Raw genomic sequence first — 25,026 nt, forward strand, 5'->3', positions numbered from 1 at the left:
GCCATGCCGGAACTCGAAAAACACGCCTTCAAGATGAAGCTCTTCGCCGGCAAAGAGGCCGAATACAAAAAACGCCATGACGAGATATGGCCGGAGCTGGTGGCGCTGCTGCACGAGGCGGGTGTGAGCGACTACTCCATCCATCTCGACCCGGAAACCAACATTCTTTTCGGCGTGCTGACCCGGCCGAAGGCCCACGGCATGGCGGCTTTGCCCGAACATCCCGTGATGAAAAAATGGTGGGCGCATATGGCTGATATCATGGAGAGCAATCCCGACAACTCGCCCGTCGCAAAAGACCTGGTGACGGTGTTCCATCTGCCATGAGCGACAGCATCAAACCTGGCCGCGTCGCGGTCATCGATATCGGCAAGACCAATGCCAAGGTGGTCGTCATCGACACCGGCAGCGGCGAGGAAATTGCCGCCGAGAAGCGGACCAACCCCGTTCTTCGCGATGGTCCCTACCCGCATTACGATGTGGAGATGCTCTGGCACTTCATTCTTGCCGCGCTTCAACGGTTTGGTCACGAGCCGGGTTTCGATGCGATTTCCATCACCACCCACGGCGCTTCAGCGGCACTTCTCGATGGAAACGGCGACCTCGCCATGCCGGTGCTTGATTACGAGCATATCTACCCCGAACCAGTTCAAGAGGCCTATCGCGGTATAAGGCCCGATTTTGATGAAACCGGCTCCCCGCAGCTCCCTGCGGGACTAAACCTCGGTGCGCAGATCCATTTCCAGAAAACCACCTTTCCGGACGATTTCGCCAGGGTGCGCAGCATCGTCACCTATCCCCAATATTGGGCGGGACGGCTGACCGGGGTGCAGGCAACCGAAACGACCTCGCTCGGGTGCCATACCGACCTGTGGAACCCGCGCCGGAAAAGCTTATCCTCCCTGGTTGGGCGTCTCGGCATCGAGCACCTGATGGCGCCTGTCCGCTCCGCTTTCGATGTGCTGGGCACGATCCGCCCATCACTGGCGCAGGAAACCGGGCTCTCACCCGATATGCCGGTCTATTGCGGCATCCACGATTCCAACGCGTCGCTGCTGCCGCATCTATTGCGCCGGGAGGGCGATTTTTCCGTCGTCTCCACCGGCACCTGGGTGGTGAATTTCGCCATTGGCGGCAAGGCGGATGCGCTGGATCCCGCCCGCGATACGCTTTTGAATGTCGATGCCCTCGGGCGCCCCGTTCCATCGTCCCGGTTCATGGGCGGCAGGGAATATGAGATGCTGGCGCAGCAATTTGGAGCGGAGACGCCCCATGACATTGAAGCCGCCCTCGGCGGGGTTATCGAAAAAGGAATGATGCTGCTGCCAAGCGTGGTCAGCGGCTCCGGCCCCTTTCCGGCAAACGAGGCGCGCTGGATCGCCGATAGCGGTGCAACGGGGCCGGAGCGACATGCGGCTGCCTCGCTATATCTCGCCCTGATGACGGAGTTCTGCCTTTCGCTCGTTGAGCGGAGAGGACCTGTTGTCGTCGAGGGACCCTTCGCCGGAAACACGCTGTATCTGGAGGCACTCGCCGCTTTCGCCGCAACCGACGTCATTGCCATGGAAGGGTCTACGGGAACCAGTGCGGGTGCCGCGCTCCTCACCGGGATCAAGCCAGTTGCCGGTCGCGAGCGTCATTTCACGGCGGGGGATATGGCAGGACTTGCGTTCTACCGAACCGCCTGGCTAAACCATTTGACCTAACCCGCATAAAAATGCGGCCGAACAATCGGCCGCATTTCGATTCTGCAGAAAGCTCAGCCCTTGATGAAGGCCAGTAGGTCGGCGTTCAGCACATCGGCATTGACTGTCAGCATGCCGTGCGAGAAGCTTGGATAGGTCTTCAGCATGCCGTTTTTCAGCAGCTTGACCGACTTGTGAGCCGAGTCGGCAATCGGAACGATCTGGTCGTCTTCACCGTGCAGAACGAGTGTCGGAACGCTGATATTCTTCAGGTCTTCAGTCTGGTCGGTTTCGGAGAAGGCCTTGATGCCGTCATAATGGGCCTTTGCGCCGCCCATCATGCCCTGACGCCACCAGTTCTGGATCACGCCTTCATGCACGGTCGCGCCATCGCGGTTGAAGCCGTAGAACGGGCCGGACGGCACATCGCGGAAGAACTGGGCACGGTTGGCGGCAAGTGCGGAGCGGAAGCCGTCAAACACGTCCATCGGCAGGCCTTCGGGATTGGCCTCGGTCTTGAGCATCAACGGCGGGACTGCGGAAACGAGAACGGCCTTGGCAACGCGGCCGGCGGGTTCGCCATGCTTGGCGACATAACGGGCGACTTCGCCGCCACCGGTGGAATGGCCGATATGGACGGCATTCTTCAGATCGAGCGCCTCGACGACGGCAAAGGCGTCGGCGGCGTAGTGGTCCATATCGTGACCATCGGCGACCTGGGCGGAACGGCCGTGGCCACGGCGGTCATGGGCAACGACGCGAAAACCCTTGGAAACGAAGAACAGCATCTGCGCATCCCAGTCATCGGACGAGAGCGGCCAGCCGTGGTGAAATACGATGGGCTGAGCGTCCTTCGGGCCCCAGTCCTTGTAGAAGATTTCGGTTCCGTCTGTCGTCTTAACAAAGCCCATGATCGTTTCTCCTTCGGTTGCGTTGGCATCTCCAGTGCAGCTTCTTGTGCGCCGGTTTGATGGAGGGATAATGACGCAGGAAAACGGCCCCAACAATTACAATAATAATTCGGAATGAGTTGCGTTTTTAGCAACAATAAGGGAGCCGCCCGCTGCCTGCCGGATTATGGCATGGCACTAAACTTCACGCAGCCTCAAAAGTTGCACCGGATGGCGCGAGCGGAAGGAAAACTGATTGAGGGCAGAACGCGCCGCGCCCTGCCCTCAGTTTGAAACAAACTCTCTGACGTCACCCTCTGCTTGAGGTGCCCGGCTTTCAATCCACGTCGGGATCGTATTCCCGCGGGCTGTCATCCCTCGAAAACAGCACGCAAGGACCGCGTGAACCCCGCGGATCATAGGCATAACCCTTGGCGGTGAGTGCCTGCATGATGTCGCGAACGCCGGCGAGACCATAGAGGTGGTCGTGCAGCTCGACGAATATCCGCTCGACACCGGCCAGCTCGGCCTTGCCAAGCAGATCGCGCTCCGCACCCTCGATATCCATGACGAGCGCGGTAATGCCCTGCTCCGCAACAAATTCATCGATATTCGCCGAGGAGATTTCGATGCGCTTTTCATAAGGCCCCTGATTTTCGTCCATGGACGACATCCAGAGGTCCTTGCGAACATAAAAGGAATGGGAGCGAGGCTCGTCGGCGGTGAGCAGCCCCTGTGAAAACACCACATTGTCGCGGCAATTGGCCTTGATGACCCGCTCCGCCAGCGCGGCCGTCGCAGGGTTGGCCTCGAAGGCCCAGACCGAAACACCCTTGATGCCAGCAATGATCGAGGTGATGATGCCGATACCGGATCCCAGCTCCAACACGCGGTCGCCGGGCTTGATGGCTTTCAGGACGCTGCGGGCCTCCTTCGCCTCGTAGCTGCCGTCGGTCAGCGCCTGCCATATGACGGGCGATACCTCATCGGAAGAAAGAGGCAGGGCAACTCCATGCACGTCCAGTATTTCCATGTCTCAAGCCTTTTCGCAAAAAACCGGTCGCTTCGTTCGAATGATCCACATCGACCGGCACTGCTCTACAACATCGGCGCGGCGACCGATATCGGTTTTAGCGGGCAATGATATATCGGTTAAGAATTCGACACGCTTGCAAGGTCGCGAAACCGGCCTGTTTCAGACAGAACTCCAGGCCACCAGTTCCTTGGCCGGCAAGGGCCGGCTGATCAGATATCCCTGCACCTGATCGCATCCCAAACGTCTGACACATTCATATTGCTCTTCCGTCTCGATACCTTCCGCAATCGTCGTCATGCGCAAACTGCGGCCGACGCCGACCACGAATTCCACGATCGCCAGGGCGTCACGGTCACTGGTGATATCGCGCAGGAAGGATCGGTCGATCTTGATCTTGTCGAAGGGCACACCGCGCAGATTGGCGAGCGACGAATAACCGGTGCCGAAATCGTCCATGGCGATCTTGATACCGACGGCCTTCAGCCGCGACAGCGTATTGATCGTCTGGTCGCTCTTGTTGAGCAGGATCGATTCGGTGATCTCAAGCTCGAGACGGCTCGGTTCCAATCCGCTTTTATCAAGCGCGCCCATGACGTTCTGGATGAGGTTGGTGCTGTGGAACTGAACCGGCGAAAGATTGACCGCCACCTTCATGTCCTCGTCCCACCCCATCGCCTCGCGGCAGGCGGTCTCCATCACCCATTTTCCAAGCGAATGGATGAGGCCGGTCCTTTCCGCGACGGGAATGAACACGCTGGGCGGCACATCGCCCCTGACCGGATGTTTCCAGCGCAGCAGCGCTTCGAAACCGCAGAGCTTGCGGGTCTGCGTCGCCACCTGCGGCTGGTAATAGACTTCCATCTCGTCGTTCTGCAGTGCCGTCTGCAGATCGGCCTCGAAGGATTTCTTCTCGGTCAGCTGCTTCTGCATGCGGACCTTGAACACGCTTGCCCGGCCCGGGCCAATGGCTTTCGCCTCGTAAAGCGCCAGATCGGCGCGCTTGAACAATTCATCGGCATCGACGGCGCCATGCGAGATGGCGATGCCGATGCAGGTGCCGATTTTGACCTCCTGCTCACCCAGCTGATAGGTGCGGCTGATCTGGTCGATGAGTTTGGTGGAAAGGCGGCGGGCGGCATCTTCGTTCAGATCGTCGGAGACGACGGCAAATTCATCGCCGCCCAGACGGCAGACCATGTCATAATCGCCGCCGATGGCCGAAAGACGCTGCGCCACGGCCTGAAGCAGCGCATCGCCCGCATCATGGCCGAGCGTGTCGTTCACATCCTTGAACCCGTCGAGATCGAGGAGGAGGATGGCCGTCGTTCCGGTACCGCCGAAGGATCGGCGCAACCTCTCGATCAGTTCCTGCCTGAACAGCGCGCGGTTCGGCAGCCCCGTCAATGCATCGTGATAGGCATCGTGCTCGAGCCTGACATTCTTCGCCTGCAATTCCAGCGTGGCCGCGCGCAGGTCGTCCGTCAGGCCGCGCATGCTTTTCTGCGCGCGGTTCAAGAGATCGTTCTGGCGCAGCAGCAATATGACGAGGGCAATACCGCACAGGATCAGGCCGCCGGCCAGCGCGGTATAGACGATATGCAGCTTGCGAACATCCTCATGGGCGGTATCGATGAGATTGACATCATAAGCGACGGAAGAGGAGGCAAGCGTCGTCATCGGTGCATCGAGCGCGCTCATTGTCGACAGGAGATCAGGAACCGCGGCCGGATCGAGCGTGTTCACCTCCTGCTCCAGCCGCGCCAGAACGGCATCGAGGCGGGCTACAAGTTCCCGCCACTGCTGTTTCTCATTGATGAAGGCCCCGAGATTGCCCTGCTTCAGAAGTTCAAGCCGGCTCAGCATGATGTCCAGACGCAGCTGCAACTCGTCCCGGTCTATCTTGCCGGGATTGAGCGCGAAGACGGCCAGCTTGTTCTGCAGGCGCAGATATTCCGCCACCGTCTGGCTGACGGCCCAGGAGTCATTGTAGCGGGCGAATTTCTGCAGAGCGGTCTGCCGCTCGGCAATGACGAAAGCGATATAGCCCGTTGCCAGGACGAAGCAACAGATGATCACCGCCACAAGTTTTCGCAAACGGCACCTTTATTCCACTATCAGTTTGGCAACTTGCCATGCGGACCGCGAATAATAAGTCTGCTTCTGCAGCTCCGGGTCGCTGTCATAGGGATAGATGACGAACAACGGGCCTTTTTCGCGAACTGTCATGTAATTGCCATCCAGCTTGATCGCCAGAATAACGTTAAATTTCTTAAAATCTTCAATCGGTATCGTACTGACATAATCATTCAAAGCGACCGCCGTGACGCTGGTGCCCTTTGCGCCGACGATATCCATCAACTTTGCCAGCGAAACACCATCGAAGCGAACACGGCCATCATGCCATGGCGTCGTCGTCTCCACCGTCTCCATGCCGAGCGCTTCCAGCATGTCGCGGTCAAACTGCGCCGCACCCTCGGCATTCGTGTTGGTGATGTTTCCGGATATGGTTAATATCGGTTTGCCCTGCGGTTTGGCAATTGTCCCGGCCTGCGCACAGGAGAGCCACACGAGCGACAAGAACGCAGTGAGAAGTACCCGGCCGACACTCATATTTTTTCTCCATCTATAACGTTCAGCTCGAGGGTTTTCGCCAACCTTTGAAGGTTAAAGGCACCGACACGCACAATATATATCAGGAACCGATGTTATATCCTCACTGAGATTTTATCCGTATTTTCTCTAGGTTCTGAGTAAACTCTTTGGATAATTTTTCCGTCTTATTGTAGTTTTTTACGCTGGACGCCCTGTTATGACGCAAGCGGCAAACGCCAGAGACCCTTCACGACAATCCGTCCGGTGCGACAAAGGCCGAATTGTGGCCAAAGCTGTTTCACCCTTGTACAGCATCTTCTGATTCGCGCAGGCCGACCGATCAGTCGTCGCCCTCCAGGTGCCGAACCGGAATAACGGAGACAGGTTCCGCGTCACAGAAAAATCATGACGATTGCCAGAGCGCACGGTTGAAACATACCATCAGGAACTTAATATAAAGGCTGTCGTTTCCGTTTCCGACCATCTCGAATGTAGGAAATATCCAGACATCTGTTCTGCGCAGCGCAAGCCGCGATGCCGGATTTCGTCCGGTCAGGAAAATTCTGTTCACGTCTCCGGGCCGGACGGCATCCGCCGTATCGGCCGCATCATGAAGGTAGCCCCTATGCACACCTATCCCGACATCAAACTTCTCATTGATGGCGAATGGCGAGACGCCGTTTCCGGCAAGACGATCGCCGTGTCCGATCCGGCAACAGACGAGATCATCGGCGCGATTGCCCATGCCGAGAAGGAAGATCTCGATCTGGCACTTGCCGCCGCCGAGCGCGGTTTCAAGCTGTGGCGCGACACCTCGCCCTTCGAGCGCTCCAAGATCATGCGCAAGGCTGCCGACATCCTGCGCGAGCGCAAGGACAAGATCGCCTATATCATGACCCGCGAGCAGGGTAAGCCGCTGGCGCAATCCGGCACTGAAATCATGGGCGCCGCCGATACCATCGACTGGTTCGCGGAAGAAGCCCGCCGCACCTATGGCCAGGTCATCCCCGCGCGCGCGACCGGCGTTTCGCAGCTTGCCATCAAGGTGCCGGTCGGCCCCGTTGCGGCGTTCACGCCGTGGAACTTCCCGCTCAACCAGATCGTCCGCAAGCTTTCCGCAGCGCTTGCCACCGGCTGCTCCATCATCGTCAAGGCACCGGAAGAAACACCGGCGTCACCGGCTGAACTCATCCGCGCCTTCGTGGATGCGGGCGTGCCGGCAGGCGTCATCGGCCTCGTTTACGGTGTCCCGTCCGAGATTTCCGAATATCTGATCCCGCATCCGGTCATCCGCAAGATTTCCTTCACCGGCTCCACCCCCATTGGCAAACATCTGGCCGCGCTTGCGGGCAAACACATGAAACGCGCCACGATGGAACTCGGCGGCCATGCGCCTGTCATGATCTTCGACGATGCCGATATCGAAAAGGCGATCGAGGTGACCTCGCTTGCCAAGTTCCGCAATGCCGGCCAGGTCTGCGTCGCCCCCACCCGCTTCCTCGTGCAGGACGGCGTGGCGGATCGCTTCCTCGAAGGTTTCGTGGAAGCAACCAAAGCGATCAAGGTCGGTAACGGTCTCGAAGAAGGTGTCATCATGGGTCCACTTGCCAATGAGCGCCGCATTCCCGCACTGGAAGGCCTCATCAACGATGCCGTTTCCCATGGCGCGGAACTGAAGACCGGCGGCCGGCGCATCGGCAACAAGGGCAATTTCTTCGAGCCGACGGTTCTCGCCAATGTGCCCACCACGGCCAAGATCATGAATGACGAGCCCTTCGGCCCGGTCGCGATCATCAACCGCTTCTCGAGCTTCGATGACGCCATCACCGAAGCCAACCGCCTGCCCTTCGGCCTTGCATCCTATGCCTTCACCGGCTCGGTCAAGACCGCGCATGCGCTCGGCAATCAGGTCGAGGCCGGCATGCTGACCATCAACCATAACGGCCTTGCGCTTCCCGAAGTCCCCTTCGGCGGCATCAAGGATTCCGGTTATGGCACGGAAGGCGGCTCGGAAGCGGTTCAGGCCTATCTGGAGACCAAATTCGTCAGCCAGATGAGCTGAGTGTTCCAAAATTTCTTCTCCCCGCCGGGGAGAAGATGCCCGAAGGGCAGATGAGGGGGCAAGCTCGCGACTTATCGCTGCCCTTGCCCCCTCATCCCGCTGCCGCGGACTTCTCCCCGCCGGGGAGAAGAAACCCGTGGCACCCGCTCGGTCCGTCAGCAGTGTCCGAAAGCCGCTCAGTCTTCCCTTGCCTCCGATCTCCTTGTGCTTTAAAAGAACAAAAAGTGAACTTTGAGGGTAACATGAGCGACACTGCGGCACCGGCATTGAAAGAAATCTTCAACCGCGAAAAACTGCAGCACATCGCCGATCAGACCAAGGCCGTTCATCCGCCCTTCGACGTTTCCGCCTTCATGGCGCACGCCACGACAAATCTTGAGGCGCTCGGGATCATGCAGCGCATGCGGCAGGTGGCGACGAGCCTGCATGCCACGCTGCCCGGCGACTATGCCCGCAACATCGAGATCCTGACCGCCGCAGCGCCCGGTATCGGCAACGGTTTTGCCTCCATTTCGCTGCCGGAATATGTGGCCCTTTACGGCCTCGATGATTTCGATCTTTCCATGCAGGCCTTGTCCTATTTCACCCGCTTCGGCTCCTCGGAATTCGCCATCCGGCACTTCCTGCAAAAGGACTTGAACGCCACGCTCGCCGTGATGGAAACATGGTCACGACATGAAAACGAGCATGTGCGGCGGCTGGCCAGCGAAGGCTGCCGGCCCCGCCTGCCCTGGTCGTTCCAGCTGAAACCGCTGATTGATGATCCCTCCCCGGTCACCGCGATCCTCGACGCCATGAAAGCCGATGAAGCGTTGTATGTGCGCAAATCCGTCGCCAATCACCTGAACGACATCACCAAGGATAATCCCACTTTCGTTCTGGCGTTGATCGACACATGGCCGAAGGACAACGCGCATACGCGCTGGATCATGCGGCAGGCCCTGCGCACCCTCATCAAGAAGGGTGATGCCGCGGCGCTTGCCCATCTCGGCGCGCATGAGGAAGCGCAGATTACGCTTGCGGCGTTTCAGGTGTCGCCTGAGACGGTCACTCTCGGCAATCCGGTGCGGATTTCCGCCTCTTTCACCTCAACGGCGAAGAGCCCTCAGAAGCTGGTGATCGATTACGCCGTGCATTACGTGAAGAAGAGTGGCGATGCCTCCGCCAAGGTCTTCAAATGGAAGGAAGTCGAACTTCAGCCCGGCGAAACCTGCGCGCTGTCGATCAGCCGCGCCATGCGCGACTTCACTACCCGGAAGCACTATGCCGGGATTCACAAGGTCGAGTTGATGATCAATGGCAGGCTGATGGCGGAAAGCGCCTTCGAACTTCTGATCTGAAGCTGACCGCCGCCCCTATGCTGCCGGAAAAATCTTCGCCCGGCGGATGATGACCGAACCGCGATCTCCGGCCGTGACGTCGCTTTCCGGCGGTACGTCGAATTCCAGAAGGTCCCCGCCATCGGTGCTGGCGATCACCCGGCGTTCGCCGGCGCGGTCGAGGACACGCTCCACGGAGGCCGGAATGCCCTCATGCAAATCTTCCCATTCCAGATCACCGGGACGGGCATAGATATCGACGGCGCCGTCGCCTTGGGCATAGGAGAAGGGCAGCTCGTTGTCGCCGACATAGACCTTGCCACCGCGCGCCACGCCGGACACCCGGTTGGCATCGCCCAGGAAACGCATGACGAAAGAACTGTTGGGCTGACGGCACACCTCTTTCGGCGTACCCTGCTGCACGATCCCGCCCTGATTGAGAATGACCACACGGTCAGCCAGATCGAGCGCCTCTTCCTGATCATGGGTCACGAAAATCGTGGTGATACCAAGCGAATCGTGAATTTCCCGCAGCCAGCGCCGCAAGTCACGACGCACATTGGCGTCCAGCGCCCCGAAAGGCTCATCAAGCAGCAACACCTTGGGATCGACCGAAAGGGCGCGAGCCAGCGCCACGCGCTGCCGCTGCCCGCCGGAAATCTGCGCCGGGAAACGGTCGCCAAGCCCTTCCAGCTTCACCAGCCGCAGCAACTCCTCAACGCGGGCATCGATCGCTGCCCTGTCGCGCTTCACCCTGGACACCTTCATGCCGAAGGCGATATTTTCGTACAGGGTCATATGCGGGAACAACGCATAATGCTGGAATACGAAACCGACACCGCGGTCCCGCACAGGAATATTGGTGGCGTCCTCGTCCCCGAAAAAGATGCGGCCGCCATCGCTATATTCGAGACCGGCGACCATGCGCAGAATCGTCGTCTTGCCGGAGCCGGAAGGACCGAGCAGTGCGAGAAGCTCGCCGCTTTCGATATCCAGCGAAACATCGCGCACGGCGCGGAAGGTATCGAAGGTCTTCACCACATTTTCGAGGCGGATTTTCATGGGGATCAGTTCTCCGTGGCGATGGCGGCATCGCCGTTGGTCTTTTTACGCCCGCGCCCGGCGCCGCGCCGTTCCAGCGCCACCTTGGCGATGATGGTGACGACGGCAAGCAAAGCGAGGATGGAGGCCGACGCAAAGGCGCCTGCCGTCTGGTAGTCGTGGTAGAGCAGCTCGATATGCAGCGGCAGCGTATTGGTCTGGCCGCGAATATTGCCCGAGACGACCGATACCGCGCCGAATTCCCCCATCACGCGGGCATTGCACAGCACGACGCCGTAAAGCAGCGCCCATTTGATATTCGGCAGCGTCACAGAAAAGAAGGTGCGCCAGCCGGATGCACCAAGCGAGGTCGCAGCCTCCTCGAGATCGCGGCCCTGCGCCTGCATCAGCGGGATGAGTTCACGCGCCACGAAAGGTGCGGTGACGAACATCGAGGCGATGACGATGCCGGGCAGCGCAAACAATATCTTGATATCATGGGCATCGAGGAACGGTCCGAACAGCCCCTGCAAACCATACACAAAGAGATAGGCGACACCGGCGACGATCGGCGAAATCGAGAAGGGTATTTCGATCAGTACCAGCAGGAAGCGCCGGCCGGGAAAATCGAATTTGGTGATGGCCCAGGCCGCCGCAACCCCGAAGGCGGTGTTAACTGGCACGGCGATCAGCGCCGTCAGCACCGTCAGCATGATGGCGTGGCGGGTATCGGGATGGGTGATGGTGGCGGAATAGACCTTCCAGCCCTGCGAAAACGCCTCGACGCCGATGATGATAAGCGGTGCGACGACCAGCAGTGCGCCGATGACGAGGACGAAGGCGATCAGGCTGCGTCGAACGAGAGGCGCGTCACCAACGCGCGGCGGTTTGCGGTGTCGGGAAATGGTGCTCATGCCTCAGCTCCTCACCGTATAACGCAGCGCCCGCGTCTGCAGATAATTGGTCACCGCCAGCATCACGAAAGCGGTGATGAGCAGCACGGAGGCAATGGCGGCGGCGGCCTGATAATCATATTCTTCCAGCCGGATAAAGATCAGCAGTGCGGTGATCTCCGTCGAGAACGGCTGGTTGCCTGCGATGAAGATGATCGCCCCGAATTCACCGAGGCTGCGGGCAAAGGAGAGAGAAAGACCTGCGAGCAGCGCCGGCGTCAGAAGCGGCAGGATGATCTTGCGGAAGATTTCCAGATCCGAGCCGCCAAGCGACTGCGCCGCTTCCTCCAGCGCCGGATCGAGGTCTTCCAGCACCGGTTGCACGGTGCGCACGATAAAGGGCAGGCTGGTAAAGGCCATCGCCACCATAATGCCAACAGGCGTATAGGCCACCTTAATGCCGAGCGGCGCCAGCAGAGAACCGAACCAGCCATTCCCCGCAAACAGCGTCGTCAGCGCAATGCCGGCAACGGCGGTGGGCAGCGCAAAAGGCAGATCGACAATGGCATCAACGACGCGCCAGCCCGGAAAGCGGTAACGCGTCAGCACCCAGGCGAGCGCCACCCCGAAAATGACGTTGAACAGCGTGGCAGCCAGCGCACAAAGCACGGTGACGCGATAGCTGGCGACGGCGCGTGGCGAAGAGATGATCGACCAATATTCGGCGGGTCCGAGGCTTGCGGCCTTGAACACCAGCGCCGAAAGCGGCAGAAGCACGATGATGGCGACGTAAGTCAGGGTAACGCCAAGGGACAATTTCAGCCCCGGCAGAACATTCCGTTTCAAACCTCGCCCCCATCAATCATAAAGCGACCCGGCAGTTTCCCGCCGGGTCTTTTGACCGTTCTTTGTCGTCGTGATTAACGGCTGCCGTAAAGCGTATCAAGCGTCGCGCCGGATGCAAAATGCTCTTTCTGGATTTTGTCCCAGCCGCCGAAGGCATCATTGACGTTGACGAGGCGAATGGCCGGGAACTTGTCCTTGAATTCGCCGACGACCTTTTCATTATGGACACGGTGGCCGAACTCGGCGGCGATGCGCTGGCCCTCTTCGGTATAGAGGAAATCGAGATAGCTCTTCGCCAGATCGCGCGAGCCGCGCTTGTCAACGACCTTGTCCACCACGGCGACAGGGAATTCGGCAAGCAGGCTGACCGAAGGCACAACGCCTTCCACCTTTTCGGCGCCATATTGCTTGGCAATGCCGCGGGTCTCGGCTTCGAAGGTGATCAGCACGTCGCCGATTTCACGCTCCACGAAGGTGGTGGTGGCGGCGCGGCCTCCGGTGTCGAACACCGGCGTGTTGTCGAAGATTTTCTTGACGAATTCCTGAACCTTCTTCTCGTCGCCGTTGAACTTCTCCTTGGCGTAAGCTGTGGCGGCAAGATAGGTGTAACGGGCGTTACCCGAGGTCTTCGGATTGGGGAAAACCACCTTCACGTCGTCGCGGGCAAGATCGTCCCAGTCCTTGATACCCTTGGGGTTACCGGCGCGCACGAGGAAGGACGGGAAGGAATAGAACGGCGAGGCGTCGTTCGGGAAATCCTTTTTCCAGTCGGCGGAGACGAACTTCTGCTTCACCAGAAAATCGACATCCGTCACCTGGTTGAAGGTGACGACGTCGGCTTCCAGACCCTCAACGATGGCGCGCGCCTGCTTGGAGGTACCGGCATGCGACTGATCGACGGTGACACCCGGATGCAGCTTGATGAACGCCTCGTTCTCGGCCGCAAAAACCTCACGGGCGACATCATAGGACGCGTTGAGAATGGTGGTCGGAGACTGCGCCTGCGCCGCACCTGCGAAAAGAGCGGCAATGGCAGTACCGATAATGAGAAGACGTTTCATGAATACCCCCGGCAATTCGAATGGGGCTCAACATAACGGGCGGCGGCAACAGCGACGAGAAACAGCCGTGCTTTGCAGAGGCATGGATTGGAAATTTCGCCCAAAGAATTGAAAGTCCAAAGGTGATGATTTCATATGGGGCGGGAAGCCGGATTTCTTTTGCGTCAGGCTAAAGACGATGCTCGGGAAACAGATTGCCGGAATGCGCGGCAAGATAAGGTGCAAGGTCTTCTTCACTCACCTCTTCCAGCCGTGCAGGCCGCCAGCGGGGATTGCGGTCCTTGTCGACCAGAGCCGCACGCACGCCCTCGTAAAAATCGTGCTGCCGCAATATCTCCGTACCGGCGGCGAATTCACGCTCCAGGCATTCGATCAGGCTCGCACTTTCCCGGCCAAGGCGCAGTAACTTCAGGGTCAGTTTTAGGCTGGTGGGAGAACGTTTGCGCAGGACTTCGAGGGTCTCGCGTGAAAAAGCATCATCGCGCGCCGAAAGTGCGTCGAAGATTTCCTCGACCGTGTCGAAACGGAACGTCGCATCGATGGCGTCCCGGTTTGCGGCCAGCACGCCTTCGCCCGCATCAGTGACACAGGACGCTATTGCCGCCTCGATGCCTTCGATATCGGTAGCCTTCGACAGAGCCTGCACCAGTATGTCGAGATGTCCTGATGGCACGCAATAATCGGCAAAACCGGCATAAATTGCATCGGCGGCGGTGACGGCGTTGCCTGTCAGCCCCAGCCAGGTGCCGCATTCGCCGGGCGCTCTCGGCAGAAGCCAGGAACCGCCGACGTCAGGGAAATAGCCGATGCCCGTTTCCGGCATGGCGAGCCGCGTGCGCTCCGTAACGATGCGGTGACTGCCATGGGCGGAAATGCCGACGCCACCGCCCATGACGATGCCGTCCATCAAGGCCACATAAGGCTTGCCGAACCGGGCGATGCGATAGTTGAGCGGAAACTCCTCCCGCCAGAAATCCAGCACCTGCGGGTCGCCGGCCTTGCCGAGATCGTGGATGATGCGGACATCGCCGCCGGCGCAGAGCCCTTTTTCGCCCTCTCCTCTCAGCACCACGCAGGAAATGGCGGGATCATCCTCGAAACGCGGAAGTGCCTGGAACAGGGCGCGCACCATCGGCAGCGTCAGGCTGTTGATGGCCTTCGGGCGATTGAGGCGGATGATGCCGGCCGCTCCTTTTGTCTCGACGATGACCTCAGCTTCCACTTCCCTTGCCAGTTCCAAGACCGCCTCCTCCGCCGCCATGCATCCGCCCATCTTGGCGGCCTTGGCGCGATCACGCAACGTTGATCTTGCCCTGCGGGAACGTCTTTCGCTGAAACGGCTTTGCAGGGAGAGAAAATGCCGAAAATCCTCTTTCGCAATGCAGCATGTTTGCTTGACGCCCGGAAGATCATGGCATGTAATGGGTTTTGGAAATGCCGGCATTGATTGCTGTCGAGCGTGTGCCGGACCAAGCGGAATGTCGCCTTCTCAAAGGCGCTGTAAACAGCAACGGGAGACGAGCATGCAGGTTTCGGAAAACGACTGGATCAGTAAACGGGCATATACACTCTGGGAAAAGGAAGGCCATCCCCATGGTCGCGACGCGCAGCATTGGGAACAGGCCAGGCATGAATTTTCGCTTTTGAAGACATCGGAAGCGACAAAACCGGCAACGCGCAAAAAGGCCGCTCCCAAGGCCGCAGTTGACGTTACGGCACCGGATGCGGAAACGCCGGCAAAACCGAAGAGCCGCTCCCGCAAGGCTCCCGCTGCGAAATAACGCCGCACGAATACATTAAACAAAGGCCCAAATGAAAAAGCCCGACGAAATCTCGTCGGGCTTTGTCTGTTAGCGGGCGGCGCAACCAGGATCACCGATCCGGCAGCCATCGCGAAAATTTTCCGAGGCCGGCGCGCGACGCGGGTCATCCCACTGCCGACGCTCTGGCGGAAGCTGACCACCTTCAGTCTGATTCTGCTGGCGATCACGATTGCCGTCGCGATTGCGGTCACGGTCGCGGTTTTCATCTTCCCAACGACGGCGGTCGTCTTCGCGACGCGGCCTGTCCTGATTTCGGTCACCCTGGTTCCAGTCGCCGTAACGACGTTCCCAGCGACCGTCATTCGGGCCACCCTGACGCGGGTCGCGCCATTCATCACGGCGTCCGTCACGCCAGTCGTCCCGGCGGCCATCGCGCCATTCGTCGCGTGGACGCGGGCGATCCCAGCCGGCACTCGGAGGTGGCGCGTTCCAGTAACCGCCTGATGGCGGCGGACGACGCCAGCGGTCACGCTCGCGGTAAAAGTCGCGGTCGCGATAATAACGGTCCCAATAACGGCCGGCTTCAAAGGTGATCACGGGTACGCCGAGATCGCGATAATAACGCGGCTCGACGTAGACCCGGTTTTGCCGGAACGTCGTCTGGATATAACGACCGGCGACCCAACCACGACCATTGACAAAAGAGACGTCGCACCACGGCGTATCCGACAGGCAGCCGTGTACCGTCAATGGTGCGCCAACCGGGATCACGACAACAGCCGGATAGGCGGTGCTCGGGCCGGAGCGCATATTCACATTCGCGGTGGCGAAACCGCGTGTCGCAGCTTCGGCAAGTGCCGGCGCAGCGAGCATCGCCACCAGCGCAATTGCGCCAAACAGTTTTTTCTTCACTTCTTTCTCCTCAAGCAAAGGCCCGCTTTGCCCTTGTCGGCATCCATCATATTCGATGGACGAGCATGCGTCCCGCACACTGCCACGATCGGAAAATACGCGTTCCTCCATGAACGCAGCATGAAACAAATGAGGTGCCGCATCAGTTCCATCTGCGGCAATGCGCCCCCGACAATTTGCCTGCGGAATAGGCCGCCGGTCTTGACTTCGGGGGGCAATCATCCGACTTCAATGCAACAGCAATATGGAGCAGAACCATGAGCGAGACCGCACAGACGACCGTCGACCAGAGCGAGGTGGATCGCTTCTCCGCGATGGCTGCGGAATGGTGGAGCCCGACAGGCAAGTTCCGCCCGCTGCACAAGTTCAATCCGGTTCGGCTCGAATATATCCGCAACCGTGTCTGCGAGAATTTTGGCCACGACCCGAAAGCGCACCGCCCGCTGGAAGGGCTGCGCGTGCTGGATATCGGCTGCGGCGGCGGCCTTCTGTCCGAACCCGTTGCACGCATGGGCGCCACCGTGGTTGGCGCCGACCCATCGGAGAAGAACATCGGCATCGCCTCCACCCATGCGCGGGAAAGCGGCGTCAGCGTTGATTACCGCGCCGTGACCGCGGAACAGTTGCGGGAAGCGGGCGAGACCTTCGACGTCATCCTCAACATGGAGGTGGTGGAGCATGTGGCCAATGTCGATTTCTTCGTCACCACCTGCGCGAAAATGGTGCGCCCCGGCGGGCTGATGTTTGCCGCCACCATCAACCGCACGCTGAAGGCCAGGGCGCTGGCAATCTTCGCCGCCGAAAACGTGTTGCGCTGGCTGCCGCGCGGCACACACCAGTATGAAAAGCTGGTGCGCCCGGAAGAGCTGGAGCGACCGATGGTGGCGAGCGGCATGGATATCATCCACCGCACCGGTGTCTTCTATAATGTGCTGCAGGACCGCTGGAATCTTTCGCCGGACATGGATGTCAACTACATGATGCTGGCGAAACGGCCGACGGAGGGGTAACGCCCCTCACTTTCATTACAACCCGTCTTGAGCTGGCCGACCAGGCAATCAATTGACGTCGTCAGGCAGTGTCGGCAGCGGCGCGATCTCTATGCCCTCGTCCAGCAGGGCCTTGGCCTCCTGCACCGAGGCATTGCCGATGATGCCGCGTTCATCTGCCTCGCCATAGTGGATTTTGCGGGCTTCCTCGGGAAACTTGTCGCCGACGTCCTCGGCATTGGCGCGGATGTTGGCGACGGCCTCGCGAATTTTCGCAATCGCCTCCTTTTTTGCCGTGTCCATCGCGAGCGTCTGGCGTTCGTCCTTTTTGCGGGCGGTGGAGACCGAAGGCGCCATCAGAAGTTTGGAGACCTGTACGGAATTGCAAACCGGACAAGACAGGAAGCCGCGCTGCAACTGATTATCGAAATCGTCGCTGCCGGCAAACCAGCCTTCAAACTCATGGCCTTTTTCACAGGCCAGCGCATAACGGATCACGCCGCCTCACCTCCGGCAGGTTTCAGGGGAATGACGGTGTCCAGCCCGAACTCGCGGGCATTGCGCAGATTGGGAATTTTGCCGCGGGCAGCCGCAACCAGCGACGTGTCGATCTCGGCAAAAATGATCTCTTCCCCCGCACCGCCGGCCATGGCCAGCACCTTGCCCCACGGATCGATGATGATGGAATGGCCGAATGTCTCGCGACCGTCCTCATGCACGCCGGCCTGCGCGGCGGCGATGACGAAAGCGCCGTTCTCGATAGCGCGGGCACGCAGCAGAATTTCCCAATGGGCTTCCCCCGTCTGGCGCGTGAAAGCCGCCGGAACCGTCAGAACCTCGGCGCCGGCCAGTGCTTCCGCCCGGAAAAGCTGGGGGAAACGGACGTCATAACAAATCGCAAAGCCGAATTTCGCCATTGGCAGTTCGGCGATACGCGCCACTTCGCCGGGCTGGTAAGCAGCACTTTCACGCCAGCTTTCGCCATTGTCGAGATCGACATCGAACATATGGATCTTGTCATAGCTGCAGATGCGCGAACCATCCGGCGCGAAGAGAAAACCGCGATTGGCAATCTTGCCATCCGGGCGTGCAATCGCCGTGGAGCCGACATGGACGTGAATGCCGAGTTCGCGGGCCAGACGAGCCGCCGTGGCAACGATGATGTCGCCATCATCGTCACGCAACTGGGCACGAAGCGCCTGCCTGTCTTTCTGGATTGCGCCGGTCATTTCCGGGGTCTGCACATACACAGCCCCTGCAGCCGCGGCGGCGCGCACAAGCCGCTCCATATCGGCGGCGTTCCTTACCGGATCGATGCCTGAGCGCATCTGGATGGCGGCAGCCTTGAAACTCATCACGTCCTCCAAATATCCTGCCGATCAGGCAGCCAGCATGGCATCCAGTTTGCCGGCACGTTCCAGCGCATGCAGGTCGTCACAACCGCCGACATGCTGGCCGTTGATGAAGATTTGCGGGAAGGTCGTGCCGCCGGATTTCTCGATCATTTCCTGCCGGTATTCCGGTGTCGTGGTGGCATTATATTCGGCGTAATCCACGCCCTTCATGTCCAGCAGCGCCTTGGCGCGCGCACAATAACCACAAAAATCTCGCGTATAGATCGTTACCGGTGCCATGTTCTTCAGAGCCTCGCAAACGTGCGGCAAAACGCACGATAAAGTCACTTCATCAAGGCTTCATATAGGGCCGGAAATGGCCATTGCAAAGGTCAAAACTGTCACATCCGCGGCACCCGCCTTGCGCAGGGCGCGGCTTGCCGCCCCCACCGTCGCGCCTGTCGTATAGACGTCATCCACCAGCACCACGCGCTTGCCGAAAATATCGGCCTCTCGGCCGGGTGCGAGTGAAAAAGCGCCCCGCACATTATCCCGACGAGCAAGCGCGGAAAGCCCCACCTGCCGCTCGGTCGGCTTCACGCGCAACAGGGTGCCGGCGAGCAGAGGTTTGCCGGCGGCCCTGGAAAGATGCCGGGCCAACTCGGCGGATTGGTTGAAACGGCGACGCAGGAAGCGGCGGCGATGCAGCGGAACCGGCACGATGCAATCGCAGGCGTCGACCGTTCCATCACTTGCCCGCAACATCCACAGCGCCATCAACCGGGCGAGATCGGTGCGGTCCTGATATTTCAACCGGTGAACCAGCTTGCGGGCCGTGCCCTCATGGCTGGCGACGCTCCGCAGGCGATCGAAAGGCGGCGGATCGGCGATTGCCTGCGCACTGACAACACCTTCTCCGTGATCCCGCGCGAAGGGAATGCCCAGAACCTCGCAGAAAGGGCGATCGATAAAGCCGACATCCCGCCAGCAATCGGGGCATAAGGCCCCTTCGCCACCGGTCATGCGATTGCAGCCGGCGCAGGTGGGCGGATAGACGAGGCGGAAGAACGAACGCGCCACCTTGCGTGCCGCGGAAGGCACGGCGGCAGACTTCGACAGCAATCCCGAAAACAGATCGTCACCAGCTCCCATGAGGTTGACTTTAGCGCCGAACGGGTGCCTTTGCGAGGGCGATACGCTCCGGTGCAACACCGGAAATGATGCCCGAAGCGGCATGACAGCAACGATACGGCCCGCCGACCTCGAAGGCGTTGAAGGCCGAGCAGGCAAGACGATGGATATTCTCTTTGACCAGGCCCTGATCGAACAAAACCGCCGCCGTGCGTGGACCCGGCGTGACGACAAGGCCCTGTTTCTTCTCGACATGGCAGCCGAAGAGCTGGCGGACCGGCTTGCGATCGTCGAGCGCAAGTTCGAGACGGCCATCGAACTGCACGGCGGAACGGGCGTGACGGCCCACCGGCTGGCCGAGACGGGAAAAGTGGACAGCATTCGCCGCATCGAAACCGAAAGCGCATTCGCGACGGACGGAAACGTTCCCGAGATGGCGTCGATGGAGCATCTGCCGCTTGCGGAAGCCTCCGCCAATCTCATCGTTTCGCCGCTTGCCCTGCACCTGACCAACGACACCCCCGGCGCGCTGATCCAGATCCGGCGGGCATTGAAGCCCGATGGACTGTTTCTCGGCGCCATTCCCGGCAGCGGCACCCTGCATGAGCTGCGCGACGTCTTGCTGACGGCGGAAGCGGAGCTGACCGGCGGCGCAAGCCCACGCGTCATTCCCTTCGCCGATGTGCGGGATGTCGGTGCGCTTTTGCAACGCGCCGGTTTTGCGCTTCCCGTCACCGACGCCGAAACCTATACGGTGCGTTACGATTCGATTTTCCCGCTGATGCGCGACCTGCGCGCGATGGGCATGGCCAACCCGCTGGCAAGCAGAAGCCGAAAGCCGCTCAACCGCGCCTTTTTTGTGCGGGCTGCGGAGCTGTACGCGGAGCGTTATTCCGATCCGGATGGGCGGATAAGGGCGACATTTTCCATCATCTACGTATCAGGCTGGGCGCCGCATGAGAGCCAGCAAAAGCCCCTGAAACCCGGCTCCGCCAAGATGCGCCTTGCTGATGCCTTGAAGACAACAGAGGTAAAACTGTCCTGAATAATCGGCGCGAGCTTTCAACCCGTGGGAAAAGCGTCGACGATGAACTGAAACACGGCATTGATACCGCCGCTGATATTGCCGAGGCCAGCGATGAGCGCTGCGGAAATTATCCCTGCGATCAGGCCATATTCAATCGCGGTCGCGCCGTTTTCATTTCTGCAAAAATTGATAAAAAAATGCAGCACAGGATATTCCCCATCCGCCATCCGGTGCGTTTCGACAACCGGCACACGCCCTGTTGAAATTCTGCACCATCCTAGGTCGGCGACATGAGGAATCCGTTACCGTTGATGGTAAATGATCAGCAACCGCCCTCGTTGCTGTAACCCGTGACCACGCAGGGCATCTCCGGCATTGGCTGGGTGACGCTGCGGCGGATGGAATAGGTCTTGCCCACATCGGTCTTCTTGATGGAGCCGGTGCTGATCATGTCGTAATTGTCGGGGAACTGGGCCACGCGCGTGGGAGATTTTCCGGCAAGCATGGGAGTGATGATCAGCGAGAGCGCGATGACCGCCGTGCCGAACAGCAGGGCCACATTGAGCACGCCGGTGCGACGGGATTTGTTGGAATACAAATGACGACCTTCCACCGTCTTCCAGAAATCCTCGTTCATGACCAACCTCGTCTCGCGCAGTTTACCGCTTCTTTAGCTTAACAATCTGCCAGAGGGTGCTGAACGATCTCTTAACGAAGCCCCGTTTTGGCACGGCAAAACCATGCACGAAGGACGTTTTCACGAAGCTGTGACGGGATAAGGTGTGAGGGCCTCAAAGGCCCCTCGATTCTTACAGCAAATCCTGAAGGAAGGGGATGAGCGGTTCATCGGCCGGCGGCATGGGATAATCACGCAGCGCCTGGGGTTTGACCCATTTCAGCGCCTGGCCTTCCCGGCCATGGGCGATGCCTTCATAACGGCGGCACACATAAAGCGGCATCAGAAGATGAAAGGTCTCGTAAGTATGGCTGGCAAATGTCAGTGGTGCGAGGCAGGCGACCTTGGTTTTGACGCCCAGTTCCTCGTCCAGTTCGCGGACCAGGGTTTCTTCCGGGGTTTCGCCCTGCTCCACCTTGCCGCCGGGAAACTCCCACAGCCCCGCAAGCGACTTGCCTTCCGGCCGCTGCGCCAGAAGAATGCGGCCATCCTGATCGAGAAGCGCGCAGGCGGCGACCAGCAGGATTTTTTTGCCCGCCTCACTCATTCGCCGGTCCCCTTTTGCCAGTAGCGATAACGATAAGCCTCGGAGAAGCCGAATTTTTCATAAAGCGCGATCGCCGGCGCATTGGTCGAAACAACCTGCAGCCAGGCGGTTTTTGCGCCGCTGATTCTCGCCCAGCGCAGTGCCGACGAGAGAACCTGCGTGCCGAGACCCTTTTTACGCTGCGACTTTTCGACATCGAGCGAGATGACGCCGGCAAGATCGTTATCCTGCACGCAGATCATGGTCGCGAGCGGGTTACCCTCCACTTCCTCGTTGATGAAGAGGCCGAGCGTCGGCTTGATGGAACTGACGATTTCCGCGATTGCCGGACGCAACGCCGGATCGCCATCGCTGACCTTGATGCTCGCTTCGACAAAACGGCCGATATCGTGGCTCGGCAGGCTAACCAGCGTTTCCGGCAGCTCCATGCTGGCGAGATCGGCCGTCATGACCATGACCTCTTCGAAGACGGACCAGCCATCACCAGTCAGAAAATCCACGAGTTGCGGCGGCATCAGCGTCGTTTCGCGCACCACCAGCGGCCGGCCGAAATCCTCGAAACGCTTGCGGGCCTTTTCCAGCCGCACCGCGCAGTTGCCGTAATCGGAGGGATCGAGCGGCACCACGCAGTTGATACGCTTGGAGGGATGCGAACCCGTGAGGCGGACTTGCCAGCTGCCATCATAAATCACCGACGAGGCCGGCCATGCGCGGAAGCTGACGGCTTCCAGACGGCGAACCAGCGGCAGATTGACGGCCTTGTTGTCCTGCATTTTCTTCGGCTCCAACGGTCAGCTCCGGTAGTCGCCGTTGATCGCAACATATTCCTTGGTCAGGTCGCAGGTCCAGACCGTGGCCGTACCCTCACCGAGACCGATATCCACCTTCACCGGAATATCTTCCAGCCGCATCACGGCGGTGGTCTCCGCTTCGGAATAGTCCGGATCGCGCTCGCCGTTCACGGCAACGCGCACGCTGCCAAACCAGATGGCGAGCCGGTCGCGGTCAGCCATTTCGCCCGATTTGCCGACAGCCATGACGACTCGGCCCCAATTGGCGTCTTCGCCGGCCACGGCGGTCTTCACCAGCGGCGAATTGGCGATGGAAAGGGCTATCTTCTTGGCAGCGGCATCGTTTTCCGCACCTGTCACGGTGACTTCCACCATCTTGCGCGCGCCTTCGCCATCACGAACAACCTGCAACGCCAAATCCTTCAGGAGATCGTTGAGCGCGGCGCGGAAGGAGGACAGGCGCTCGTCATCGGCGCTCGTTACCTTCAGCTGGCCATCTTCTGCCGCCGCACCCGTGGCAAACAGCATCAGCGTGTCTGACGTGGAGGTATCGCTATCAACAGTCACCGAATTGAAGGTCGGGCCGACACCGGCGGACAACAGGGATTGCAGCGCGGCGGGCTCGATGTCGGCATCCGTCACCACGAAGGAGAGCATCGTCGCCATATCGGGCGCGATCATGCCGGCGCCCTTGGAAATGCCGTTGATCGTGACGACCACGCCGCCGATCTCGGCGGTGCGGGTCGAAACCTTGGGATACGTATCGGTCGTCATGATCGCCTTGGCGGCTTCCTGCCAGAAATCGGCCTCCGCCCTGACGTTCATATCGCCGAGAACACCGGCGAATTTCGAGGCGTCCAGCGGCTCGCCGATCACGCCTGTTGACGCCAGGAAGACTTCGCCTTCGGAGCAGCCGACGGCAGCGGCGGCAGATTTCGCGGTCAGTTCGGTCGCGGCCTTGCCCTTGAGGCCGGTAAAGGCATTGGCATTGCCGGAATTGACCACCACGGCACGCGCCGCGCCGCCGCCGAGATTGGCGCGGCAGAAATCAACGGGGGCCGAGGGGCATTTCGATTTGGTGAAGACGCCAGCCACACTTGCCGGCCTGTCGAACACCATCAGGAGAACATCCGTGCGGTTCTTGTACTTGATGCCGGCGGCAGCCGTCGCCATGCGAACGCCGCGCAGCGCGGGCATATCGGGATAGGATTTGGGAGCGAGCGGGGAAACGGCAACGGACATGGGAAGCGCCTGAAATTCTGGAAAGGGAGGGTCTGGGAAAGCCTGAGATGAAACGGGGCGGCCCATTGCCGCCCCGTGACCTTGATTTTTTACTGCTGCGGCTGAGCCTGCTGTTCCTTCGAGGCTTCGTCATAGCCCTTCTTCAGCGTCTCATCCATGATTTCGATCTTCTGCTCGGCCTTTGCCTTCTCGATGAGAGCAACGTACTTGTCACGCATGACAAGCTGACGAACCTGCGGCTCGACCTGCTCGAAAGCCGGCGGAGGGGCGATGCGCTTGTCTTCCAGCTTGATGACGTGGAAGCCGAACTGGGTTTTGACAGGGGTCTTGGTGTAGGCGCCCTTTTCGAGGCCGAAAGCGGCTTCTTCGAATTCCGGCACCATGCGGCCCTTGCCGAACCAGCCGAGATCGCCGCCGTCATCCTTGTTGGAATCGGTCGACTTTTCCTTGGCGAGCGCTGCGAAATCCTTACCCGAATCAAGCTGCTTGATGATGTCCTTGGCTTCGTCCTCGCTGGCGACGAGGATGTGTGCGGCCTTGATTTCTTCTTCCTGCGGCAGGGCTGCGACTTCCTTGTCGTAGCGAGCCTTCACTTCGTCATTGGTGACGGCATCGACCACATGCTTGCGGAAATAAGCGTTATGCAGCTCACGGTCCTTGATGAATTCCATGCGCTTCTTGAAATCTTCAGTCTTTTCCAGACCTTCTGCATCGGCGTTCTTCACCAGAAGCTTGACGTCGATCGCGCCGGAAAGGGCGGCAACCTTCTTCTGTTCATCGGGAAGCTGCGCGAGCTGGGGGTCGAGGTTGCTCATGGCGAGATCGAGTTCGGACTGGTGGATTTCCAGATTGCCGACCTTGGCGACAACCTTGTCTTCCTGTGCAAAAGCCGGAAGCTGGAGGCCGAGCGTGGCCACAATCACCGCAGCCGCAATTTTATTATAGCGCAACATTTTGAACCTTTCGGGGACAATGCCGGCTCCAGACATGGTTTCCGGCTCTGAAAAAACTTCCAAACACCGGATTGTGGCCATTCTGTAACGGGCAGAACCGTTGACATCATTTGCCCCCCCTCTTATCTGTCACGCAACCTCGCGTCCAGATACGTTGAAGGGCGAAGTCCGTCATTTGTGCTGAAATCAGCGTGACGGAGAAAAGCGCCCGGCAAAACGGAATTTCAGAAAGGGCC

General features: G+C 59.7%; 27 protein-coding genes. 7 read left to right on the forward strand and 20 right to left on the reverse strand.

The features are described 5' to 3' along the window. Positions 1–3: 3 nt before the first annotated feature. Both rhaM and O8B93_RS21070 read left to right on the forward strand, forming a co-directional pair. Complete coding sequence (rhaM, locus tag O8B93_RS21065) at positions 4–327, forward strand: L-rhamnose mutarotase (RefSeq protein WP_269711831.1); 324 nt, start codon at positions 4–6, stop codon at positions 325–327. After that, on the forward strand, positions 324–1,706 hold the full coding sequence (locus O8B93_RS21070; protein WP_269711832.1) for an FGGY-family carbohydrate kinase: 1,383 nt from the start codon (positions 324–326) through the stop codon (positions 1,704–1,706). Before rhaM ends, O8B93_RS21070 begins: the two co-directional genes overlap by 4 nt. A gap of 53 nt (positions 1,707–1,759) precedes the next feature. Here the strand turns inward: O8B93_RS21070 and O8B93_RS21075 are convergent, their stop codons facing one another. From O8B93_RS21075 to O8B93_RS21090, 4 genes are all read right to left on the reverse strand, one after another. Continuing rightward, complete coding sequence (locus O8B93_RS21075) at positions 1,760–2,596, reverse strand: alpha/beta fold hydrolase (RefSeq protein WP_269711833.1); 837 nt, start codon at positions 2,594–2,596, stop codon at positions 1,760–1,762. A gap of 316 nt (positions 2,597–2,912) precedes the next feature. Then, a complete protein-coding gene (locus O8B93_RS21080) occupies positions 2,913–3,608 on the reverse strand; it encodes an FkbM family methyltransferase (RefSeq protein ID WP_269711834.1) in 696 nt (231 codons plus the stop codon). 162 nt (positions 3,609–3,770) lie between these two features. Beyond that, the gene (locus O8B93_RS21085; RefSeq protein WP_269711835.1) at positions 3,771–5,693 is read right to left on the reverse strand and encodes a putative bifunctional diguanylate cyclase/phosphodiesterase; all 1,923 of its coding nucleotides are present in this window, start codon (positions 5,691–5,693) and stop codon (positions 3,771–3,773) included. 21 nt (positions 5,694–5,714) lie between these two features. Then, entirely contained in the window at positions 5,715–6,221 is a 507-nt protein-coding gene (locus tag O8B93_RS21090) for a putative pterin-binding protein (RefSeq protein WP_269711836.1), read from the reverse strand. A gap of 607 nt (positions 6,222–6,828) precedes the next feature. Here O8B93_RS21090 and O8B93_RS21095 point away from each other — a divergent pair. Both O8B93_RS21095 and O8B93_RS21100 read left to right on the forward strand, forming a co-directional pair. After that, entirely contained in the window at positions 6,829–8,265 is a 1,437-nt protein-coding gene (locus O8B93_RS21095) for an NAD-dependent succinate-semialdehyde dehydrogenase (protein ID WP_269711837.1), read from the forward strand. 242 nt (positions 8,266–8,507) lie between these two features. Next, on the forward strand, positions 8,508–9,605 hold the full coding sequence (locus tag O8B93_RS21100; RefSeq protein ID WP_269711838.1) for a DNA alkylation repair protein: 1,098 nt from the start codon (positions 8,508–8,510) through the stop codon (positions 9,603–9,605). 15 nt (positions 9,606–9,620) lie between these two features. Here the strand turns inward: O8B93_RS21100 and O8B93_RS21105 are convergent, their stop codons facing one another. The 5 genes from O8B93_RS21105 to O8B93_RS21125 form a co-directional block, all read right to left on the reverse strand. Beyond that, a complete protein-coding gene (locus tag O8B93_RS21105) occupies positions 9,621–10,646 on the reverse strand; it encodes a sulfate/molybdate ABC transporter ATP-binding protein (RefSeq protein ID WP_269711839.1) in 1,026 nt (341 codons plus the stop codon). 5 nt (positions 10,647–10,651) lie between these two features. Further along, a complete protein-coding gene (gene cysW / locus O8B93_RS21110) occupies positions 10,652–11,539 on the reverse strand; it encodes a sulfate ABC transporter permease subunit CysW (protein ID WP_269711840.1) in 888 nt (295 codons plus the stop codon). Positions 11,540–11,542: 3 nt separating this feature from the next. Further along, positions 11,543–12,364: a sulfate ABC transporter permease subunit CysT gene (gene cysT / locus O8B93_RS21115; RefSeq protein ID WP_269711841.1), complete on the reverse strand. Its 822-nt coding sequence runs from the start codon at positions 12,362–12,364 to the stop codon at positions 11,543–11,545. A gap of 74 nt (positions 12,365–12,438) precedes the next feature. Beyond that, a complete protein-coding gene (gene cysP, locus O8B93_RS21120; protein ID WP_269711842.1) occupies positions 12,439–13,425 on the reverse strand; it encodes a thiosulfate ABC transporter substrate-binding protein CysP in 987 nt (328 codons plus the stop codon). 169 nt (positions 13,426–13,594) lie between these two features. Further along, positions 13,595–14,686 carry an enoyl-CoA hydratase/isomerase family protein gene (locus O8B93_RS21125; protein WP_405049077.1) on the reverse strand — a complete coding sequence of 364 codons (1,092 nt, stop codon included), beginning with the start codon at positions 14,684–14,686 and terminating at the stop codon, positions 13,595–13,597. 262 nt (positions 14,687–14,948) lie between these two features. On the opposite strand from O8B93_RS21125, the gene O8B93_RS21130 reads away from it, so the two are divergent. Then, positions 14,949–15,206, forward strand: a complete 258-nt coding sequence (locus O8B93_RS21130; protein ID WP_269711843.1) for a DUF2934 domain-containing protein — start codon at positions 14,949–14,951, stop codon at positions 15,204–15,206. A 69-nt stretch (positions 15,207–15,275) separates the two neighbouring features. Here O8B93_RS21130 and O8B93_RS21135 read toward each other — a convergent pair whose 3' ends face one another. Then, a complete protein-coding gene (locus O8B93_RS21135) occupies positions 15,276–16,100 on the reverse strand; it encodes an SH3 domain-containing protein (RefSeq protein ID WP_269711844.1) in 825 nt (274 codons plus the stop codon). Positions 16,101–16,357: 257 nt separating this feature from the next. On the opposite strand from O8B93_RS21135, the gene ubiG reads away from it, so the two are divergent. Next, positions 16,358–17,110 (forward strand): bifunctional 2-polyprenyl-6-hydroxyphenol methylase/3-demethylubiquinol 3-O-methyltransferase UbiG, encoded by a 753-nt coding sequence (gene ubiG / locus O8B93_RS21140; protein WP_269711845.1) that lies wholly within the window; start codon positions 16,358–16,360, stop codon positions 17,108–17,110. 48 nt (positions 17,111–17,158) lie between these two features. Here ubiG and O8B93_RS21145 read toward each other — a convergent pair whose 3' ends face one another. From O8B93_RS21145 to O8B93_RS21160, 4 genes are read right to left on the reverse strand one after another with little or no spacing between them, the layout of a single operon-like run. After that, positions 17,159–17,587, reverse strand: a complete 429-nt coding sequence (locus O8B93_RS21145; RefSeq protein WP_269711846.1) for a DUF1178 family protein — start codon at positions 17,585–17,587, stop codon at positions 17,159–17,161. Further along, positions 17,584–18,444: a carbon-nitrogen hydrolase family protein gene (locus tag O8B93_RS21150; protein ID WP_269711847.1), complete on the reverse strand. Its 861-nt coding sequence runs from the start codon at positions 18,442–18,444 to the stop codon at positions 17,584–17,586. The genes O8B93_RS21145 and O8B93_RS21150 overlap by 4 nt, the downstream gene beginning before the upstream one ends. A 24-nt stretch (positions 18,445–18,468) precedes the next feature. Next, entirely contained in the window at positions 18,469–18,723 is a 255-nt protein-coding gene (grxC, locus tag O8B93_RS21155; RefSeq protein ID WP_162688067.1) for a glutaredoxin 3, read from the reverse strand. 60 nt (positions 18,724–18,783) lie between these two features. Beyond that, positions 18,784–19,575 carry a ComF family protein gene (locus tag O8B93_RS21160; protein WP_269711848.1) on the reverse strand — a complete coding sequence of 264 codons (792 nt, stop codon included), beginning with the start codon at positions 19,573–19,575 and terminating at the stop codon, positions 18,784–18,786. A gap of 142 nt (positions 19,576–19,717) precedes the next feature. Between O8B93_RS21160 and O8B93_RS21165 the strand changes: the two genes are divergently transcribed. Then, positions 19,718–20,599 (forward strand): methyltransferase domain-containing protein, encoded by an 882-nt coding sequence (locus tag O8B93_RS21165; RefSeq protein WP_269711941.1) that lies wholly within the window; start codon positions 19,718–19,720, stop codon positions 20,597–20,599. A 17-nt stretch (positions 20,600–20,616) separates the two neighbouring features. Here O8B93_RS21165 and O8B93_RS21170 read toward each other — a convergent pair whose 3' ends face one another. From O8B93_RS21170 to O8B93_RS21195, 6 genes are all read right to left on the reverse strand, one after another. Next, entirely contained in the window at positions 20,617–20,808 is a 192-nt protein-coding gene (locus tag O8B93_RS21170; RefSeq protein ID WP_269711849.1) for a Flp family type IVb pilin, read from the reverse strand. Between the two features lie 95 nt (positions 20,809–20,903). Continuing rightward, the gene (locus O8B93_RS21175) at positions 20,904–21,218 is read right to left on the reverse strand and encodes a hypothetical protein (RefSeq protein WP_080829525.1); all 315 of its coding nucleotides are present in this window, start codon (positions 21,216–21,218) and stop codon (positions 20,904–20,906) included. A 172-nt stretch (positions 21,219–21,390) separates the two neighbouring features. Continuing rightward, complete coding sequence (gene mutT, locus O8B93_RS21180) at positions 21,391–21,804, reverse strand: 8-oxo-dGTP diphosphatase MutT (protein WP_006315742.1); 414 nt, start codon at positions 21,802–21,804, stop codon at positions 21,391–21,393. Next, complete coding sequence (locus tag O8B93_RS21185; protein ID WP_269711850.1) at positions 21,801–22,577, reverse strand: GNAT family N-acetyltransferase; 777 nt, start codon at positions 22,575–22,577, stop codon at positions 21,801–21,803. Before O8B93_RS21185 ends, mutT begins: the two co-directional genes overlap by 4 nt. An 18-nt stretch (positions 22,578–22,595) precedes the next feature. Beyond that, positions 22,596–23,837, reverse strand: a complete 1,242-nt coding sequence (gene argJ / locus O8B93_RS21190; RefSeq protein ID WP_269711851.1) for a bifunctional glutamate N-acetyltransferase/amino-acid acetyltransferase ArgJ — start codon at positions 23,835–23,837, stop codon at positions 22,596–22,598. Between the two features lie 89 nt (positions 23,838–23,926). Next, positions 23,927–24,790, reverse strand: a complete 864-nt coding sequence (locus O8B93_RS21195) for a peptidylprolyl isomerase (protein ID WP_269711852.1) — start codon at positions 24,788–24,790, stop codon at positions 23,927–23,929. Positions 24,791–25,026: the final 236 nt, after the last annotated feature.

This window comes from Martinezella rhizogenes, assembly GCF_027460065.1.
Taxonomy (GTDB): domain Bacteria; phylum Pseudomonadota; class Alphaproteobacteria; order Rhizobiales; family Rhizobiaceae; genus Agrobacterium; species Agrobacterium rhizogenes_C.